The organism is Bradyrhizobium sp. UFLA05-153 (assembly GCF_054185185.1).
On record NZ_JBBIAM010000067.1, the window covers coordinates 21,058 to 38,476 of the forward strand.

17 protein-coding genes are annotated in these 17,419 nt (G+C 64.4%); 9 read left to right on the forward strand and 8 right to left on the reverse strand.

The features are described from left to right. Positions 1-13: 13 nt before the first annotated feature. Positions 14-496 (forward strand): nucleoside deaminase, encoded by a 483-nt coding sequence (locus Q2941_RS31370; RefSeq protein WP_254111458.1) that lies wholly within the window; start codon positions 14-16, stop codon positions 494-496. A 157-nt stretch (positions 497-653) separates the two neighbouring features. Here Q2941_RS31370 and Q2941_RS31375 read toward each other — a convergent pair whose 3' ends face one another. Beyond that, a complete protein-coding gene (locus Q2941_RS31375) occupies positions 654-1,760 on the reverse strand; it encodes a hypothetical protein (protein WP_027528390.1) in 1,107 nt (368 codons plus the stop codon). 568 nt (positions 1,761-2,328) lie between these two features. Between Q2941_RS31375 and Q2941_RS31380 the strand changes: the two genes are divergently transcribed. The 4 genes from Q2941_RS31380 (at position 2,329) to Q2941_RS31395 (ending at position 7,029) form a co-directional block, all read left to right on the forward strand. Continuing rightward, on the forward strand, positions 2,329-3,900 hold the full coding sequence (locus Q2941_RS31380; protein WP_458194825.1) for an ABC transporter ATP-binding protein: 1,572 nt from the start codon (positions 2,329-2,331) through the stop codon (positions 3,898-3,900). Continuing rightward, positions 3,884-4,975, forward strand: coding sequence for an ABC transporter permease (locus Q2941_RS31385; protein WP_254111455.1), 1,092 nt, complete (start codon positions 3,884-3,886; stop codon positions 4,973-4,975). Before Q2941_RS31380 ends, Q2941_RS31385 begins: the two co-directional genes overlap by 17 nt. Then, the gene (locus tag Q2941_RS31390; protein WP_458194826.1) at positions 4,962-5,879 is read left to right on the forward strand and encodes an ABC transporter permease; all 918 of its coding nucleotides are present in this window, start codon (positions 4,962-4,964) and stop codon (positions 5,877-5,879) included. The genes Q2941_RS31385 and Q2941_RS31390 overlap by 14 nt, the downstream gene beginning before the upstream one ends. A 73-nt stretch (positions 5,880-5,952) precedes the next feature. Further along, positions 5,953-7,029, forward strand: coding sequence for a BMP family ABC transporter substrate-binding protein (locus tag Q2941_RS31395; protein ID WP_027528386.1), 1,077 nt, complete (start codon positions 5,953-5,955; stop codon positions 7,027-7,029). 98 nt (positions 7,030-7,127) lie between these two features. Here the strand turns inward: Q2941_RS31395 and Q2941_RS31400 are convergent, their stop codons facing one another. Continuing rightward, positions 7,128-8,474: an 8-oxoguanine deaminase gene (locus Q2941_RS31400; protein WP_254111452.1), complete on the reverse strand. Its 1,347-nt coding sequence runs from the start codon at positions 8,472-8,474 to the stop codon at positions 7,128-7,130. 140 nt (positions 8,475-8,614) lie between these two features. Here Q2941_RS31400 and Q2941_RS31405 point away from each other — a divergent pair, with 140 nt between their 5' ends. Together Q2941_RS31405 and Q2941_RS31410 are read left to right on the forward strand one after the other, a co-directional pair. Next, positions 8,615-9,442: an FAD binding domain-containing protein gene (locus tag Q2941_RS31405; RefSeq protein ID WP_458194827.1), complete on the forward strand. Its 828-nt coding sequence runs from the start codon at positions 8,615-8,617 to the stop codon at positions 9,440-9,442. After that, the gene (locus Q2941_RS31410) at positions 9,439-12,168 is read left to right on the forward strand and encodes a molybdopterin-dependent oxidoreductase (protein ID WP_458194828.1); all 2,730 of its coding nucleotides are present in this window, start codon (positions 9,439-9,441) and stop codon (positions 12,166-12,168) included. The genes Q2941_RS31405 and Q2941_RS31410 overlap by 4 nt, the downstream gene beginning before the upstream one ends. A gap of 105 nt (positions 12,169-12,273) precedes the next feature. Here Q2941_RS31410 and uraD read toward each other — a convergent pair whose 3' ends face one another. From uraD to Q2941_RS31430, 4 genes are all read right to left on the reverse strand, one after another. Continuing rightward, positions 12,274-13,161, reverse strand: coding sequence for a 2-oxo-4-hydroxy-4-carboxy-5-ureidoimidazoline decarboxylase (uraD, locus tag Q2941_RS31415; RefSeq protein ID WP_027528382.1), 888 nt, complete (start codon positions 13,159-13,161; stop codon positions 12,274-12,276). Positions 13,162-13,172: 11 nt separating this feature from the next. Continuing rightward, positions 13,173-14,108 (reverse strand): allantoinase PuuE, encoded by a 936-nt coding sequence (puuE, locus tag Q2941_RS31420; RefSeq protein ID WP_458194829.1) that lies wholly within the window; start codon positions 14,106-14,108, stop codon positions 13,173-13,175. Between the two features lies 1 nt (position 14,109). Continuing rightward, a complete protein-coding gene (locus Q2941_RS31425) occupies positions 14,110-14,523 on the reverse strand; it encodes a DUF3830 family protein (RefSeq protein WP_027528380.1) in 414 nt (137 codons plus the stop codon). Positions 14,524-14,625: 102 nt separating this feature from the next. Beyond that, complete coding sequence (locus Q2941_RS31430) at positions 14,626-14,904, reverse strand: hypothetical protein (protein ID WP_458194840.1); 279 nt, start codon at positions 14,902-14,904, stop codon at positions 14,626-14,628. A gap of 261 nt (positions 14,905-15,165) precedes the next feature. Here Q2941_RS31430 and Q2941_RS31435 point away from each other — a divergent pair, with 261 nt between their 5' ends. Continuing rightward, positions 15,166-15,384, forward strand: a complete 219-nt coding sequence (locus tag Q2941_RS31435; protein ID WP_458194830.1) for a hypothetical protein — start codon at positions 15,166-15,168, stop codon at positions 15,382-15,384. Between the two features lie 170 nt (positions 15,385-15,554). On the opposite strand, the gene Q2941_RS31440 is transcribed toward Q2941_RS31435, so the two are convergent. Further along, on the reverse strand, positions 15,555-15,947 hold the full coding sequence (locus Q2941_RS31440; protein ID WP_458194831.1) for a hypothetical protein: 393 nt from the start codon (positions 15,945-15,947) through the stop codon (positions 15,555-15,557). A gap of 301 nt (positions 15,948-16,248) precedes the next feature. On the opposite strand from Q2941_RS31440, the gene Q2941_RS31445 reads away from it, so the two are divergent. Next, complete coding sequence (locus tag Q2941_RS31445; protein ID WP_254111447.1) at positions 16,249-16,503, forward strand: DUF2798 domain-containing protein; 255 nt, start codon at positions 16,249-16,251, stop codon at positions 16,501-16,503. A gap of 32 nt (positions 16,504-16,535) precedes the next feature. On the opposite strand, the gene Q2941_RS31450 is transcribed toward Q2941_RS31445, so the two are convergent. Beyond that, the gene (locus Q2941_RS31450) at positions 16,536-17,417 is read right to left on the reverse strand and encodes a hypothetical protein (RefSeq protein ID WP_458194832.1); all 882 of its coding nucleotides are present in this window, start codon (positions 17,415-17,417) and stop codon (positions 16,536-16,538) included. Positions 17,418-17,419: the final 2 nt, after the last annotated feature.

The window sequence follows — 17,419 nt, forward strand, 5'->3', positions numbered from 1 at the left end:
CCGCGGAGCAGCGATGAGCGGATCTGAACGCGACGAGCACTTCTTGCGCCTGTCGTTTGAGGTCGCCCGCCGCTCCCTCACCCATGGCAACCACCCGTTCGGCTGCCTCGTGGTCGATGTCGACGGCAACGTGCTGATCGAGGCCGAGAACGGCTACATGCCGGACCATGACGGCACCGCCCATGCCGAACGTCTTGCTGCGACGCAGGCCTGCCGCACGCAGGGCCGTGAGGTGCTGGCCAAGGCGACGCTCTACTCCTCCGCCGAACCCTGCGCAATGTGCGCCGGCGCGATCTACTGGGCCGGCATCGGCCGCGTGGTCTATGGGCTCAGCGAACATCGCCTGCGCAGCGTCACCGGCAATCATCCGGAGAACCCGACCCTCGATCTGCCCTGCCGCGAAGTCTTCGCCAGCGGTCAGCGCCCGACCGAAGTCGTCGGCCCGCTCCTGGAAGACGAAGCCGAAGCCCTGCACGACGGCGTGTGGACGAGGTAGCGATCGCAGCAAACCCGGAATCGTAGGGTGGGCAAAGGCGCGCTCTTCGCGCGCCGTGCCCACCATCTCTCCACGATTGCGACAGAAGTGGTGGCACGCCATCGGGCGCGCGTTCGCGCGCCCTCTTGGCTTTGCCCACCCTACGCAGTTCAGCCGATCAGAACTTCAGAGTGACACCACCATAGACCGTGGATTCGGTGCAGGTCTTGGTGCTCTGACCGGTGGCGGCGACGGTGCAGACGCCCGGCATGGCGTTGTGGTCGAGGCCGAACTTGTTCTGCCAGTAGCGGTAGGCGACCCAGAGGTCGACGAAGTGCGAGTACTTGTCACCCCATGCCGCCTTCGAGGCGTCGAAGGTCAGGCGGATCGGCTCGCTGTTCAGCTCGGTCTTGGACGCGGTGGAGAACCGGCCGACGCCCGAGAGCGCAGGAAGGCCGTTGGAGTCGCCCTTCGGACCGTACCAGCCGGCGCGGCCGCTGATCGACCAGTACTGCATGTTCGGCGGCAGGAAGCCGAGATCCATGTAGTAGTTGATCTCGACCGCCCAGGTCGGGTTGTAGCTGACGTTGCCGTCCGAGTTACAGACGACGCCCGCCGGCCCGGCAACGAACAGGCCGCACTGGGTGAAGGCGTTGTGGTTCGAGAACTCCCAGTACATCAAAGGCGCGACGTTGACGTAGCCCTTGTAGGGAAGATCGAAGGCGAACTGCAGACCGGCGACGACATCGCGCTTGGCGGGCGCGAGGAAGTTGTTCTCGGTGTTGCCGTCCATACCGACTTCGAACGAGATGTTGTGCAGCGGGCCGGCGGTGAAGGCCTTGGTGTTGAACAGCTCGTTCCAGCCGAAGGTCGAGCGGAACAGACCGTAGATCTCGGTCGCGCCGGCGCAGTCGGCGGCGCCGCCGGTGATGGTCACGCCGGGCGCGACGCAAGGGCTGGCGGGGTCGTTATGACCCGACTTGAACATCGAGATGGTGAAGAAGTTGGTACCGTAGGCCCAGAGGTCGAAATGGGTGAAGGAATAGACCTGCTTGGGCGTTGTGCCGTTGATGGTGCCGTTCGGGTTGACGCTCCACATGCCGGGGTCGGTGCCCTTCGGCATATACGAGAACGACACCCGGTCATCGATCACCAGGAAGAACGGAAGGTCCGTTGTCTTCTTGGCGGCCTTGACCGGAAGATCCGCCGCATGAGCCAAGCCGCCGGTGGCTAGCGTAGCAAGAGACAGCGCCGTTGCTGCAATTGCCGTGAAACGAAACGACATCCTGAACACCCCCAATGTTGAAGCTTAGAAAGCAAGCCCCGTTGGGTGCGACACTTGCGCCGTTCCCCGGAGGTGAGAAGCCTCAACTTGTTTCAGCGCTTGCTGCAGGTTTCGGCAGAAGGCGCGCGAGGATCAGGATTTTTTCGCTCGCTTCGATACGCGGCAACGCGCTTCGCCTGGGCGCGTTGCGCAAGCCCCTGCCAGAGTTTCCCGATTGTTTTTCTTTGCCTTTTGTGCTCGGCAAAAAACGACACGCTGAGCCCGAACCCGCGGCTTCACCGCGTCTGCGCAAAGCATGCAGGGCGAAACGCGTCGGTTGCCCAACTTGGCATCAAGGCTGCACAGGGCGGTTCCGAATTGGTTTAAACCGTCACAAATTTGCAACAGACACTTACCGCACAACTACGGACTCGCTAGAACTGCCGCTCGAGAATCGCGAATGGACGGCGAATCCTCTCGTTTGCCGAAGCGTTGAGCAAGGCATGACGTTTTTTCGCTACTTACGCGGCGGATCAAACTAGCCCACTATTGAGGCAGAGGCACTTTTACCCGACCCACGTGACGGCGAATGTCAGACGCGATGCCCAACAGCCTGCATACCAGGGAGCCACCGCTGCTCCAGACGATCGGGCTCACCAAGCGCTATGGCGACTTCCTCGCCAACGCGTCGATCGACATTGATATCTTCCCTAAGGAGATCCATGCCCTGCTCGGCGAGAACGGCGCCGGCAAGTCGACGCTGGTCAAGGCGATCTACGGCCTGATCCAGCCAAGCGCCGGCGAGATTCGCTGGCAGGGCGAGCGCATCGTGCTGTCCGGCCCGTCGGAAGCCCGCAGCCGCGGCATCGGCATGGTGTTCCAGCATTTCTCGCTGTTCGAGAATCTCACCGTTGCCGAGAACGTCGCGCTCGGGCTCGACGGCAGGGAATCCTTCAAGGACATGTCGGCGCGGCTGGAGCAGGTATCGAAGACTTACGGCCTGCCGCTCGATCCCAGGCGCGAGGTCTGGCAGTTGTCGGTCGGCGAGCGCCAGCGCATCGAGATCGTGCGCGCCCTGATGCAAAATCCCAATTTCCTGATCCTTGACGAGCCGACCGCCGTGCTGACGCCGCAGGAGGCCGACCAGCTCTTCATCGTGCTCGAACGCCTCAAGGCCGAAGGCCGCGCCATCCTCTACATCAGCCACAAGCTCGAAGAGGTGAAACGGCTGTGCGACACCGCCACCATCCTGCGAGGCGGCAAGAAGGTTGCGACCTGCAATCCGCGGCAAGAGACAGCAGCCTCGCTCGCCCGCATGATGGTCGGCGGCGAGATCAAGGAGGTCAAGGCCGCGGCCAGCCGGCAGACCACGGTGCCGCGGCTCGTCGTCAATGATCTGACGCTTGCGCCCGGCGAGCCGCACGGCGTGCGGCTCGAGCACATCTCGCTCGAGCTCAAGGGCGGCGAGATCCTGGGTATCGCAGGCGTCGCCGGCAACGGTCAGGACGAGCTCTTCGCCGCTTTGTCGGGCGAGCGGCTGGCGAAAGATCCGGGCACGGTGGTGATCGAAGGCATCGCCGCCGGACATTTGTCGATCACCCAGCGCCGCAAGCTGGGCGCGGCCTTCGTCCCAGAGGAGCGGCTCGGCCACGGCACCGCGCCGCGGATGCGATTGTCGGAAAATGCCCTGCTGACAGGCCACGCCGCAAGCGGCATGGTCAGGCACGGCTTCATTGATACGGCGGCCACGCTGAAAACGGTCGACAAGGCGACCAAGACCTTCGACGTACGCAAGGCCAAGCGCGATCCGGAAGCGGCAAGCCTCTCCGGCGGCAATCTGCAAAAATTCATCGTCGGCCGCGAGATCCTGCGCAACCCGGCCGTGCTAGTGGTAAGCCAGCCGACCTGGGGCGTGGATGCAGGCGCGGCCGCCATCATCCGCCAGGCGCTCCTGGATCTCGCCGCCAGCGGCGCGGCGGTGCTGGTGACGAGCCAGGATCTCGACGAGCTCGCCGAGATCGCCGATCGCATCGCCGTGATGTTCCACGGCCGGATGTCGGTACCACTCGCAGCCGGCGAAGCGACGCGTGAAAAGCTTGGCCTGTTGATGGGCGGCAGCAGCCTGGACCAGAAGGAGGTCGCGCATGCAGCTCGTGCTTGAGAAGCGCGCCGAGCGTTCCAACACGATCGCCCTGGTTTCACCGCTGATCGCGATCGGCCTGACGATCGCGACGATGAGCATCCTGTTCGCGGTCCTCGGCAAGAATCCACTCCTTGCTCTCCATGCGTACTTCATCGCGCCTCTGACCGACGGCTATTCGCTCCAGGAGATCGCGGTGAAGGCAACGCCGCTGGTGATGATCGCGATCGGGCTGTCGCTCTGTTATCTCGCCAATGCCTGGAACATCGGCGCCGAGGGCCAGTTCCTGATCGGCGCGGTCGCGGGAAGCTGGATCGCGGTGAAGACGCAGGGCACCGACGCCGGCGCTTGGGTGCTGCCGGTGATGCTCTTGCTCGGCGCCATCGCCGGCGCGCTCTACGCGCTGATCCCCGCGATCTGCAAGGTGAAGTTCGGCGCCAGCGAAATCCTGACCAGTCTGATGCTGGTCTATGTCGCCGACCTCTTCCTCGATTATCTGGTGCGTGGCCCCTGGCGCGATCCGCACGGATTTAATTTCCCGACCACGGCCGAGTTCGATCCAGTCGCAACCGTGCCGCTCCTCATCGAAGGCGGCCGGCTACATCTCGGCTCGATCATCGCACTTCTGGTCGTAGCGGCAGCGGCGGTGCTGCTGGGACGAACCATCAAGGGTTTCGAGATCCGCGTGGTCGGCGCTGCGCCGCGCGCGGCGCGGTTCGGCGGCTTCAACGCCAACCAGTTGATCATCCTGACCTTCGCCGTCTCGGGCGCCCTGGCCGGCCTTGCCGGCATCATCGAGGTCGCCGGTCCCGTCGGGCATCTGCAACCCGGCATCTCGCCCGGCTACGGATTTACCGCCATCATCGTCGCTTTCCTCGGCCGGTTGAATCCGATTGGAATATTAATTGCAGGCCTTTTCCTTGCATTGACCTTCATCGGCGGCGAGCAGGCGCAGATCGCAATGAAAATCCCGCTCGATGTCACCAAGGTTTTTCAGGGCATTTTGCTGTTCTACGTGCTCGCCTGCGATTCCCTGATCCTCTACCGTTTCCGGCTGGTCTTCCCGAATCGTCAGGTGGCCCGTGGAACTGGTTGAAGCCATCATCCTGTCGGTGCTTGCCGCCTCGACGCCGCTCTTGATCGCGGCGACGGGCGAGCTTGTGACCGAGCGCTCCGGCGTCCTCAACCTCGGCGTCGAGGGCATGATGATCATGGGCGCGGCCTGCGGCTTTGCCGGCGCCTGGCTGACCGGCTCGATCATCATTGGCGCGATCTGCGGCATCGTCGCGGGCACGCTGATGTCGCTGGTCTTCGCGCTGATGGCGCTCGGCCTTGCCGTCAACCAGGTCGCGACCGGTCTCGCGCTGACCATCCTCGGCATCGGGCTCTCGGGCCTGATCGGCGCAGGCTTCGTCGGCGAGCGCATCACGCCGGCGCCGCATCTCTACATTCCCCTCCTCACCGACATTCCGCTGATCGGCCGCGTGCTGTTCGGCGAGGACGCCTTCGTCTATCTCTCGATCGCTCTGATCGTCGGCGTCTGGCGGTTCCTGTACCGGACGCGCGCCGGTTTGATCCTGCGTGCCTGCGGCGACAACCACGTCTCCGCGCATGCGCTCGGCTATCCCGTGCTGCGCATCCGGACCCTTGCGGTGATGTTCGGCGGCGCCTGTGCGGGACTCGCCGGTGCCTATCTGCCCCTCGCCTACACGCCCTTCTTCATTCCCGGCATGACCGCGGGCCGCGGCTGGATCGCGCTCGCGCTGGTGGTGTTCTCGTCGTGGCGGCCCGGGCGGCTCGTCGTCGGCGCCTACCTGTTCGGCGCGGTGACCATCCTGCAGCTGCACGCACAGGGCTGGGGCATCGGCATTCCCTCGCAGTTCATGTCGGCGCTGCCGTACCTCGCAACCGTGATCGTCCTGGTTCTGTTGTCCCGTGCGCGCACCGGCGGCTCGACCGCGCCGGCCGCGCTTGGCACCGTGTTCGTGCCCGATCGTTGATGGACTTCCGCTTCGTGCGCGATGGGGCGCGCACGAAGCGGTGTGGCTTTCCCCGACTGTTTGGAGATTGATGATGAGGAAAACACTTGTTGCGCTGGCTGCCGGGCTCTTGCTTGCCGGAAGCGTCAGCGCTGCCTCCGCCGCCGACAAGCTGAAGGTCGGCTTCATTTACCTTGGCCCGATTGGCGATCTCGGCTGGACCTACCAGCACGATCAAGGGCGCCTGGCGCTCGAGAAGGAGCTCGGCGACAAGATCGAGACCACCTATCTCGAGAACGTGCCCGAAGGTCCCGACGCCGAGCGCGCCATCGAGCAGCTCGTCCGCGCCGGCAACAAGCTGATCTTCACCACGTCGTTCGGTTACATGGACCCGACGCTGAAGGTCGCCAAGAAATATCCGAACGTGCATTTTGAGCACGCCACCGGTTACAAGCGCGACAAGAACATGTCGACCTATTCGTCGAAATGGTACCAGGGCCGCTACATCCAGGGCCTGATCGCGGCCAAGATGTCCAAGACCGGCGTGCTCGGCTATATCGGTTCGTTCCCGATTCCGGAGGTTGTCTCCGGCATCAACGCGACGATCCTCGCGGCGCAGACCATCAACCCGAACATCAAGGTCAAAATCATCTGGGCCAACACCTGGTTCGATCCGGGCAAGGAGGCTGACGCCGCCAAGGCGCTGCTCGACCAGGGTGCCGACGTGATCATGCAGCACACGGACTCGCCGGCGGCGATGCAGATCGCGGCCGAGCGCGGCAAGCTCGCGTTTGGCCAGGACTCCGAGATGATCAAGTTCGGCCCGAAGGCCCAGCTCACCTCGATCCTGGATACCTGGGGCCCCTACTATATTGCGCGCGTCAAGGCCGAGCTCGACGGCACCTGGAAGTCCGAGGACACCTGGGGCGGGCTCGACAGCCACATGTTCGCGATGGCGCCCTACACCAATATGCCCGACGATGTGAAAAAGCTGGCAGAGGATGCCCAGGCCGCGATCACTGCCGGCAAGTTGCATCCGTTCAAGTGCCCGGTGGTTGGGCAGGATGGCAAGGAAGTCGAATGCAAGGGCGGCGATCACCTCGATGACGGCCAGATCCTCGGCATGAACTTCTACGTCAAGGGCATCGACGACAAGGTTCCGGGCAAGTAGCACGCTTCTTGCTTTGCTAAAATCACCTGCTCCCTCCCGGAGGAGGTCCGGATGGGGTAGCCACCAATACCCGGCAATGGTGGTTGCCCCCTCTTATTTCATCCCGCCTGCATCGCGCGGGCTGCGGCGCTGTGGCGGCGGATCAGATCGGCAACGTCCAGACCCGGGATCGCCCCGTCGACCACGGCCCATTTGCCCGCGACCATCACCCGATCAGCCCGATGCGCGCCGCAAAGCACGACGGCGGCAATCGGATCGCCATGGCCCGAGAAACGCAGCTCGTCGAGCTTGTAGAGCGCGAGATCTGCGGCCTTGCCGACAGCGATCTCACCGAGCTCGGGACGGCCGACGCAGGCGGCCGAGCCCTTGGTGGCCCAGCGCAGCGCGTCCTTGTGGCTGATCTTCGTCACGCCGTAGCGGGCACGCTGGAGCAGGAACGCGGAGCGCACCTCCTGCATCAGATTGGACGCATCGTTGGAGGCAGAACCATCCACCCCGAGGCCGATGCCGACGCCAGCCTCCTCCATCTCGCAGACGGGGCAGCAGCCGGACGCGAGAAGCTGGTTGCTGCAGGCGCAGTGGCTGATGGTGGTCTTCGCCTTGCCCAGCCGCTTCATCTCGTCGGCATTGAAGAAGATGCCGTGAGCGAGCCAGGTGCGCGCATTGAGCCAGCCGCACTGCTCGAGATAATCGAGCGGACGGCAGCCATACATCTGCTCGCAAAACCTGTTCTCGTCCTCGGTCTCGGCAAGATGGGTGTGCAGGCGGACGTCGAGCCTGTCGGCGAGATCGGCGGTGGCGCGCATCAGCGACGTCGTCACCGAGAATGGCGAGCATGGCGCCAGCGCGATCTGCACCATCGCATCCGCTCCGCGCTGGTGATGCTTTGCGACCACACGCGCGCTGTCGGCGAGGATGGTGTCCTCGTCCTGCACCACGCTATCAGGCGGCAGGCCACCGTCGCGCTGCGACAGGTTCATCGAGCCGCGCGTCAGCAGCACGCGCACGCCAAGCCGCTTTGCAACGGCGACCTCGATGTCGACCGCATCTTCCAGCCCCGCGGGGAACACATAGTGATGATCCGTCGTGGTGGTGCAGCCCGACAGCAGCAGCTCCGACATCGCCACGGTGACGCCGAGCTGGAGCGCCTCCGGCGTCATTCGCGCCCACACGGGATAGAGCGCCTTGAGCCAGGGAAACAGCTCGCGGTCCATCGCCGCCGGCAGCGCGCGCGTCAGCGTCTGGTAGAAGTGATGATGCGTGTTGATCAACCCGGGCAGCACGACATGCTCGCCCGCCTCGAAGACCGCGGCGTCCGCTGCGGGCTTGCCGCCGGCGGGCACAAGCTCGACGATCCGCCCATCCTGCACCACGAAGCCGCGCTCTGCACCGTCGGCGAGGATGGCGAGCGGATCCTTGATCCAGACCGGCTTTGCATTATCCATGATCCCGTTTCTCCTGACGTCGGCCGGCATTTTGGCCTGCAAGGCGAGGGCCAGCCGCTTGCGTCCTTGTTGCGACTTGGCTCCGGACTTGCAAGACTCCTTTTCAAGCGACAGATCCGATTCAACGCGTTGGCGTACTCATGGACTTGAATACCATCACGTCGGTGGCCCATCCGTCGAGCCGCGCGCAACTGCCCGCTTGGACGGCAGGTGATGCTTGGCTCGCGGGCGGAACCTGGCTGTTCTCGGAGCCCCAGGCCCACCTGTCCCGGTTGATCGATCTCGCCGACCTCAAATGGCCGGCGCTGACCATCACCGACACCCATCTGACGATCGCGGCCACCTGCACCATCGCAGAGCTCGATGCGCTGACCTGTCCGCCCGACTGGCTGGCCGCACCGCTGATCAGCCAATGCTGCCGTGCCTTCCTCGCCTCGTTCAAGATCTGGAAGACGGCGACCGTCGGCGGCAATCTCTGCATGTCGCTGCCGGCAGGTCCGATGATCTCGCTGACGGCGGCGCTCGACGGCGTCTGCACGATCTGGAAGGCCGGCGGCGGCGAGCAGAAGATTTCGGTCCTCGATTTCGTCACGGGCAACCAGCGCAACCGCCTGATGCCGGGCGATCTGTTGCGGCAGATCGATATCCCCCTCGCGGGGCTGAAGCGCCGCTCGGCGTTCCGCCAGATCTCGCTGACGCCGGTCGGTCGCTCCGCGGCGCTCTTGATCGGCAATCTCGATGGCGATGGTGCGCTGAACCTGACGGTGACCGCCTCGACCGTGCGCCCCATGCGGTTGTCCTTTCCGAAGCAGCCCGATGCGAACGCACTGCGCGCGGCCATCGCGCACGAGATCACCGACGACCTCTACCACGACGACATCCACGGCAAGCCGTTCTGGCGCAAGCACATGACGCTACGGCTCGCCGAGGAGATCCGTCGCGAGTTGCTGGATGGCGCGCGGCCATGAGTTTTGAGATCAACGGCAAGCCGTTTTCGCAAATGCCCCGCGCAGGCCAATGCCTGCGGACTTTCCTGCGCGAGCTCGGCCATTTCGGCGTCAAGAAAGGCTGCGACGCCGGCGATTGCGGAGCCTGCACGGTGCTGCTCGACGGCGAGCCCGTGCATAGCTGTTTGATCCCGGCTTTCCGCGCCGAGGGCCGCGCGATCACCACCATCGAGGGATTTGGCTGCGGCGACGGTGGCACGCATCCGATGCAGCAGGCCTTTCTCGACGCGCAAGGCTTTCAGTGTGGCTTCTGCACCGCCGGGATGATTCTGACCTGCGCGTCGTTGAACCAGGCGCAGCGCACCGATCTCGGTGCGGCGCTGAAGGGCAACATCTGCCGCTGCACAGGCTATCGTTCGATCGAGGATGCGCTCGACGGCAGGACCAATGTTGACGATGTCGTCGAAGCCGGCGGCGCATTCGGCCGCAGCCTTCCAGCGCCCGCCGGTCCCGATATCGTGCGCGGCAAGGCGCGCTACACATTTGACACCGAGATCGAGGGCCTCCTGCACATCAGGCTCCTGCGTTCACCGCATCCGCATGCGAAGATCGTCGCGATCGACAAGACGGCCGCCTTGAACGTTCCCGGCGTCCACGCGGTGCTGACGCATGACGATGCGCCCGATCGCCTGTTCTCGACTGCGCGGCACGAGAAGGACTGGATGGACCCCGAGGACACGCGCGTCCTCGATGATGTCGTCCGCTTCATCGGCCAGAAGGTCGCCGCCGTCGTGGCGGAAAGCGAGGCTGCTGCGGAGAAAGCATGCCGACGGCTGAGGGTGGACTACAAGATCCTGCCTGCCGTCGTCGACCCCGAGCAGGCGATGGCGCCGGGCGCGCCGATCGTGCATCCCGACCGGACCACCGAACATCGCGTCGCAAACGCCCAGCGCAACATCGTCGCGGAGACGCATGGCGAGTTCGGCGACGTCGCTGCAGCGCTTGCGACATCAGCCGTCACGTACGAAGGCACCTTCACCACCCAGCGGGTGCAGCATGCTGCGCTCGAGACGCATGGCGGACTTGCCTGGCTCGATCCGTCCGGCGTGCTCAACGTCCGCTCCTCTACGCAGGTGCCGTTCCTGACGCGGCGGGCGCTGGCCGACATTTACAATCTGCCCATGGACAAGGTCCGCGTGTTCTGCGAGCGCGTCGGCGGCGGCTTTGGCGGCAAGCAGGAGATGCTCGTCGAGGACATTTTGGCGCTCGCCGCGCTGAAGACGGGGCGCCCCGTCAAGCTCGAGCTCACGCGCGAGGAGCAGTTCATCGCGACCTCGACGCGCCACCCGATGCGCGTCCACATCAAGGCCGGCGCCGATGCAGCCGGCAAGCTCACCGCGCTCCAGCTCGACGTGCTCTCCAACACCGGCGCCTATGGCAATCACGCCGGGCCGGTGCTGGGTCACGCGGTGGCCGAGTCGATCAGCGTCTACAATTGTCCGAACAAGAAGGTCGACGCGGTCGCCGTCTACACCAACACGGTGCCCGCGGGCGCATTTCGCGGCTATGGCCTGCCGCAGACCCTGGTCGCGGTGGAAGCAGCGATCGACGAGCTGGCAAGGCAGCTCGGCATCAGCCCATACGACATTCGCCGCCGCAACGTCGTCAGGCCCGGTGATCCCATGCTGTCGCCGCCGCCGTCGGAGTATCATGACGTTGCGTATGGCTCCTACGGACTCGACCAGTGTCTCGACCTTGTCGAGCGCGCGATGCAGGCAGATGCGCCCCGGCCCGATTTGTCGGCGGACTGGCTGATTGGCGAGAGCATCGCGCTGACCATGATCGACACCGTGCCGCCTGCCGGGCATATCGCCGACGCGATGATCACGCTCAACGACGACGGCGGCTTCGATCTCACCGTCGGCACCGCCGAGTTCGGCAACGGTACCAGCACGGTGCACCGGCAGATCGCGGCCAGCGCCCTCGCGACCACCGCGGACAACATCCGCCTCAAGCAATCCGACACTGCTCATGGCGGTCACGACACCGGCGCCTATGGCAGCGCCGGCATCTTCGTTGCCGGCAAGGCGACGCGTGCGGCGGCCGAGCGTCTTGCGAACATGTTGAAGGCTGCCGCGGCCGAGGCTTGGCTATGCGATTCCGCGACATGCACACTCGACGACAATTCTGTCGTCAGCGGCGTCAGACGAATCTCATTTGCTGAGCTTGCGAGAAACGCGCAGGAGCAAGGCGAGGTGCTCGCGGCGAGCGGCAATTCGCAGGGCACGCCGCGCTCGGTCGCGTTCAACGTGCAGGGTTTTCGTGTGGCGGTCAACAAGGGCACCGGCGAGATCAAGATCCTGAAGAGCGTGCAGGCGGCCGATGCCGGCGTCGTCGCCAACCCCATGCAGTGCCGCGGCCAGGTCGAGGGCGGCGTGGCGCAAGCCTTGGGAGCCGCGATGTATGAGGAGATGGTGATCGATGCGCAGGGGCGCATCATCAACGCCAAGTTCCGCGACTATCACCTGCCCTCCTTCGCCGACGTGCCGCGCACGGAGGTGCTTTTCGCCGAGACATCAGACACGATCGGGCCGATGGGCGCGAAGTCGATGAGCGAGAGCCCGTACAATCCGGTTTCCGCTGCGCTCGGCAACGCCATTGCGGATGCCACCGGCATTCGTTTTACGTCGACACCGTTCAAGCCAGACCGGTTATTCCCGGCACTGCACGAAAAGTTTGGCGACTAGCTCGGTGCTGCTCTCCCTCTCCATCCCCCTGACCCGAAATTCAAGCTTCGCTTGAATTTCGACCTCTCCCCGCAAGCGGATCGAGGTGAAGCGGCGCGCTCGCGCCTAGCTGCCGCGATAGGTCGAATAGCTCCAGGGCGTGACCAGCAGTGGCACGTGATAGTGGCCCTCTGGCTCGCTGATCGCAAAACGCAGCGGGATTTCGTCGAGGAACGGCGGGTCCGACATCGGTACGCCGCGCTCGGCATAATATTTTCCGACGCTGAAGCGGAGTTCGTAACGGCCGATCGGCAGGGGCCGGCCGCCGATCAGCGGCTGATCGGTACGGCCGTCATGGTTGGTCACCGCGCGCGCGATGATGCGGCTTTCGCCAAGGGCGGCAAGCTCGACGAGCTCGACCGCGATCCCTGGCGCAGGCTTACCGTTGTGATTGTCGAGCACATGGGTCGAGAGCCGGCCGTGGACCTTCAGGCGATCATCGGCGACCACGAGCTGGTCGAGCCGCAACGCAGCGATCCGGCAGATCTCCGCGATCGAGCGGCGTGTCTCGGTCTCGGCATCATTCGGGAGGCGCTGCTCGAAATCGCGCAGGATGGAATCCTTGGTGTGGCGGCGCACGCAGACGATATAGGGGATGCCGAACTTAGCCCGGTAGGCGCTGTTGACGCGCTCGAACGCCGTGTATTCGGCGTCCGACAGCCGGTCCAGCCCCACGCTATTCTGCTCGGCGTTGGATTCCGCTGTCAGTTTCGCCGCGCGCTGCGTCTTGTCGGCGAGATCGGGATGCGCCTTGATCAGCGCCAGCTGCAACTCCGGCGTGGCACTTTCGACCGCCGCCGTCATCGCTGCGAACAACTGATTGACGCCGGCGAACGGCCGCTGGTCTGCCACCCGCTCGGCGATCCATGGCGAATGCTCAAAAATATTGGCAAGCGCCGCGACGAAATCAGCCTTGCCAGCAGCGTTGAGATCGGAGAGCGAGACCTGCGACATCGCCGCCCGCCTCAGCCAATCTCGAACGCGTCGTCGGCTAGGTGGGCGAGATTGTCGTGCCAGTGACGCGCGATCTGCAATCGCGTCGGCACCCAGACGCGCTCGTGGTTGCCGATATAGTCGAGGAAGCGCATCAGCCCCGCCGCGCGACCGGGACGGCCGACCAGGCGGCAATGCAGGCCCACCGACATCATCTTCGGCGCGCTCTCGCCTTCGGCATAGAGCACGTCGAAGGCATCCTTGAGATAGGTGAAGAACTGCTCGCCCTCCGCAAAGCCCTGCGCGTTGATGAAACGCATGTCGTTGTTGTCGAGGGTATAGGGAATGACGAGCTGCTTGCGGCCCGCGCCCTTGATCCAATAGGGCAGATCGTCGGCATAGGAGTCGCAGAGATAGAGGAAGCCGCCCTCTTCCATCAGCAGCCTGTTGGTATTGATCGAGGAGCGTCCGGTGTACCACCCGAGCGGCCGCGCGCCGGTCGCTTCGGTATGCACGCGGATGGACTCGGTGATCTCGGCGCGTTCCTGCGCCTCGGTCATGTCCTTGTGCTCGATCCATTTCAGGCTGTGGCTCGCGATGTCCCAGCCTGCCTCCTGCATCGCGGCAACGATTTCCGGATTGCGCTTCAGTGCGGTGGCGACCCCGAACACGGTGGTCGGCCATTTGCGCATCGTGAACATACGCCACAGCCGCCAGAAGCCGGCGCGCGAGCCATATTCGAACATCGATTCGATGTTGGCATGGCGCTGGCCGGGCCAGGGCTGCGCGCCCAGCACGTCGGACAAGAACGCTTCCGAGGCGCGGTCGCCGTGCAAAATGTTGTTCTCGCCCCCCTCCTCGAAATTGACGACGAACTGCACCGCGACCCGGGCCCCACCCGGCCAATGCGGATGCGGCGGGTTGCGGCCATAGCCGCGCAGATCACGGGGATAGCGGGGCTCCGACAAATCAGACTTCCTCGAAACGGATCGGCAGGGCGCCCTTCCACAACACGCTCTTGCCCAGCGTCGCCAGATTCTCCAGGCCCGAGGTCAGCGTAATGAAGTGGTTGCCGGCGAGCTGGCCCATCTTGCTCGCGAAGTGCACGCCGCCATAGGCGAGCAGGATCTCGGTCTCGCTGATGCCACCGGGATAGAGGATGATCTGGCCCGGCGCGGGATAGCTGGTGTGGTTCTCGTAGCCGACGCCGAAATCGAGGTCGCCGAGCGGCATCCACACGCCCTCGCCGCTCCAGCGGACGTGGATGATGTGGCTTTCGAACGGCATGGCCTTGCGGAATGCGGCGACGGTTTTCGGCGCCAGCTGCTCCTCGAAACGGGCATCGAAGGTGAAATCGCCGGCGCGGATAACGAGTTTGCTCATCTCATCTCTCTAGGTGGGAGGGCATCGGCCCCCAAAGGTAACTCTTAAGCGAACTCTCAAGCAAAGAGCATTCCGGCGGGATGAGCGCAAGTGGCGTGCACCCTACCGGCGGTCATAGGACCAGCCGAAAATGCCGCTCCGCCGCGTCTCGGGCTCCGGCTCGGCGGCGGGCGGAGGCGCTCCTTTCAGTTCCGCCTGCGGCGGTGGCGTGGGCGGTGCGGGAAGGTTCTCGCATTTCATGGAATAGACCAGCTTGCCGTCCGCGGTGCGCCCGATCGGGGCGCAGGGATCGGTGCGGGCCGCCGTGGTCTTCGGCGTCGGCTTGACCTGCGCCATCACGGGCGAGGTCAAGAGGGCAAGGAGCAGCAAATACTTCCACATCGTTGTGGCTCGAAACATCAACTCGTCCCATTCAAACGGATCGCCCGCGGCGAGTCCATCAGGCCAGCCGCCACAATTGCCGAATTTTTGGCCGCGACCAGAATTTCGGCTCGCCGCTTCGTGATGGCCGAAACCGTGATGTCAGGCAAGCCGCATCACTACCTCCAAAGGGGCGGCGCCGGCAGGAGATGTTTCTCCCCAACGACCCAAGGCGTCGCCAAGCCAGAATGAGCAAGCGAGGTTGATCAAGGGAGATCGATGATGCGAACAACTGCACTCGCCATTTTGACCGCGACGTTGATCGCGACCCTCACGGTCCAGATGGCATCGGCGAACCAGCGGCACCATGCCCGCAAGGCCCCTGCTTCGGCCAGCCAGTCATTCCGCGACTCCAACGCCGCTGTCTGGCCGACCGAACCGAGGGAACTGGATTGGTGGCGCTACTCGACCGGCTCGCTCTCGGCGCCTGCGGCGCGGTGAGTTCTTTCGGATCGAGGTTGATCCGGCGACCAGCGCAACTCACTTGTGGCCTCGCATGCGCCCACGTCGTCATTGCGAGCGCAGCGAAGCAATCCAGAATCTTCCCGTGGAGACACAGCCTGGATTGCTTCGCTGCGCTCGCAATGACGGTGTAGGGCGTGTGACTGGCCTCAGTACGGCTGATAGTAGTAGCGCGGCCCACCATAATAAGGCCCGCCGCCGTAATAGCCGTAGCCGGGACCATAAGAACCCGGGCCGTAATAGTAGCGGTTCTCATAATACTCCTGGCGGCGCTGCTCGGCGATCGCGCCGGCGACCATGCCCGTCGCCATGCCCATGAAGGCGAGACCGGCGGCGCTCGGTCCGCGACGGTAATAGCGGCGCCGCGCGGCACTGAAGTCGGTCGCAGCGGCGGAAGCCGGGGCCACTGTGGCAGTCTTCGAAAGTGACGTGCGTGACGCAGCAGCCGAGGGCACCGCCGACGCCGCGACAAGGGCGAGGCCAGCGAGCGTGGCCAGCAGGACGTTTCTGCTTTTCAGGGACATCATGGCTTGATCCGTCATCTGAGCTTCCTCCGTTCGCGCTCAAAAGAACCAAATTTCAGATATGCAAACGATATATAATCCACAACCCAGCGATGTGGTTGCCCGCTCGCGGCAATCCGCCGCGCCGATTTGAAACGATTGTAAACCTGCCTGGCAAATCCGGCTTGATCGATGTCAGCGGAGCCGTTATGAAACCAGCGCGCTGTTCTTCGGCGTCGTAAGCGTTTCACGTGAACCAACGCATCAACCGACGCGGTCGGGATCGATGCATTTTTCAGGGTTCACCGTGACCGACGCGTCCATTTCCCAAAGAGATCAGATGATTGCGGTTCGCAAACTGCCGGCGCGCTATGCGCCTGTCGTCATGCCATTGGTGCTTTCCATCCTCATGACAGCCGTGGTGTCGATCATCTCGACACTGAAGAGCCTCGGACCAACCCCTCTCTTCCTGGCGACATGGCCAGCCGCCTGGGGACTGTCGTGGCTCGTCGCCTTTCCGACGCTGCTGGTGGTCCTGCCACTGGTTCGCCGGATCGTCGCCTTCGTGGTCGCGCCCTCAACCGAACCAAGCTGATAGCCTGCGCGCGCCGCTTTCGCGGCGCTAGACTATTGTTGCGCGGACTCCAGTTGCACCGGCGCCGACCGTCGCACCGCCGCATGCGGCGCAGGAGCCGCCTGCGCCGGCTTGTGCGCCGAAGCCGGGCGCGGTGGAGGTACGGCGGCAGTGGCCGTCTTGGGACGCGCGTTGGGATCGGGCGCCTGAACAGTCTTTCCGGTGGTCTTGTCGGGCGCATTGACCGGCGCATTGTTATCAGGAGCTTTGGCGACAAGACGCGCCATTTGCTCCTGGCCCGCTTTCAGCTCGTCGGCAACCCTGAGGTTATCGAGAGACATCTGCTGCTGGTTTGCCTTCAATTGCTCCTGGCTTGCCTTGAGCTGCTCGATGCCCTGCTGCACGTTGGCGAGATCACTCGCCATCTTCTCGAGCAATTCCGTCACCTGCGGAGGGAGCGTGGCTGCGGTCGGCGCAACCGCCTCCGGGACGGTCTGAGCGGCAGGCTCCGGTTGCGGCGAGGCCTGGGCCAGCTGAACAGTCGGGCTCGGCTGCGCGTCAGGCAGCGGCTGCGCTTGCGACGGCGACGGCATCGCAGCATGCAGCGGTGCCCAGCCGGCGATCATCTGCCTGACCTCATCACCTCGGGACGATTGCGAGACCAAGGCCGCGGTGCCAATCCCCGCTGCCAGTACCAGGCCGACGAGGCCGCGCACCACTGGCCGGCCGCGCGGCAGACGGCTGCGTGTGTCATCACGCTCCTCGCGACGCTCCTCGCGCTCTTCGCGCTCCAGCCTGGAAAGCTTCTCGCTGGCGCGCGCGATCTCTTCATCCACGCTTTTGATCTTCTCGTAGGTGTGCGTGAGCTCTTGGTCCATTCGCGCGGACAGCGCAAAATGTGGCTCGACTTGTGTCGGGTTTGACACGGAATCCATTG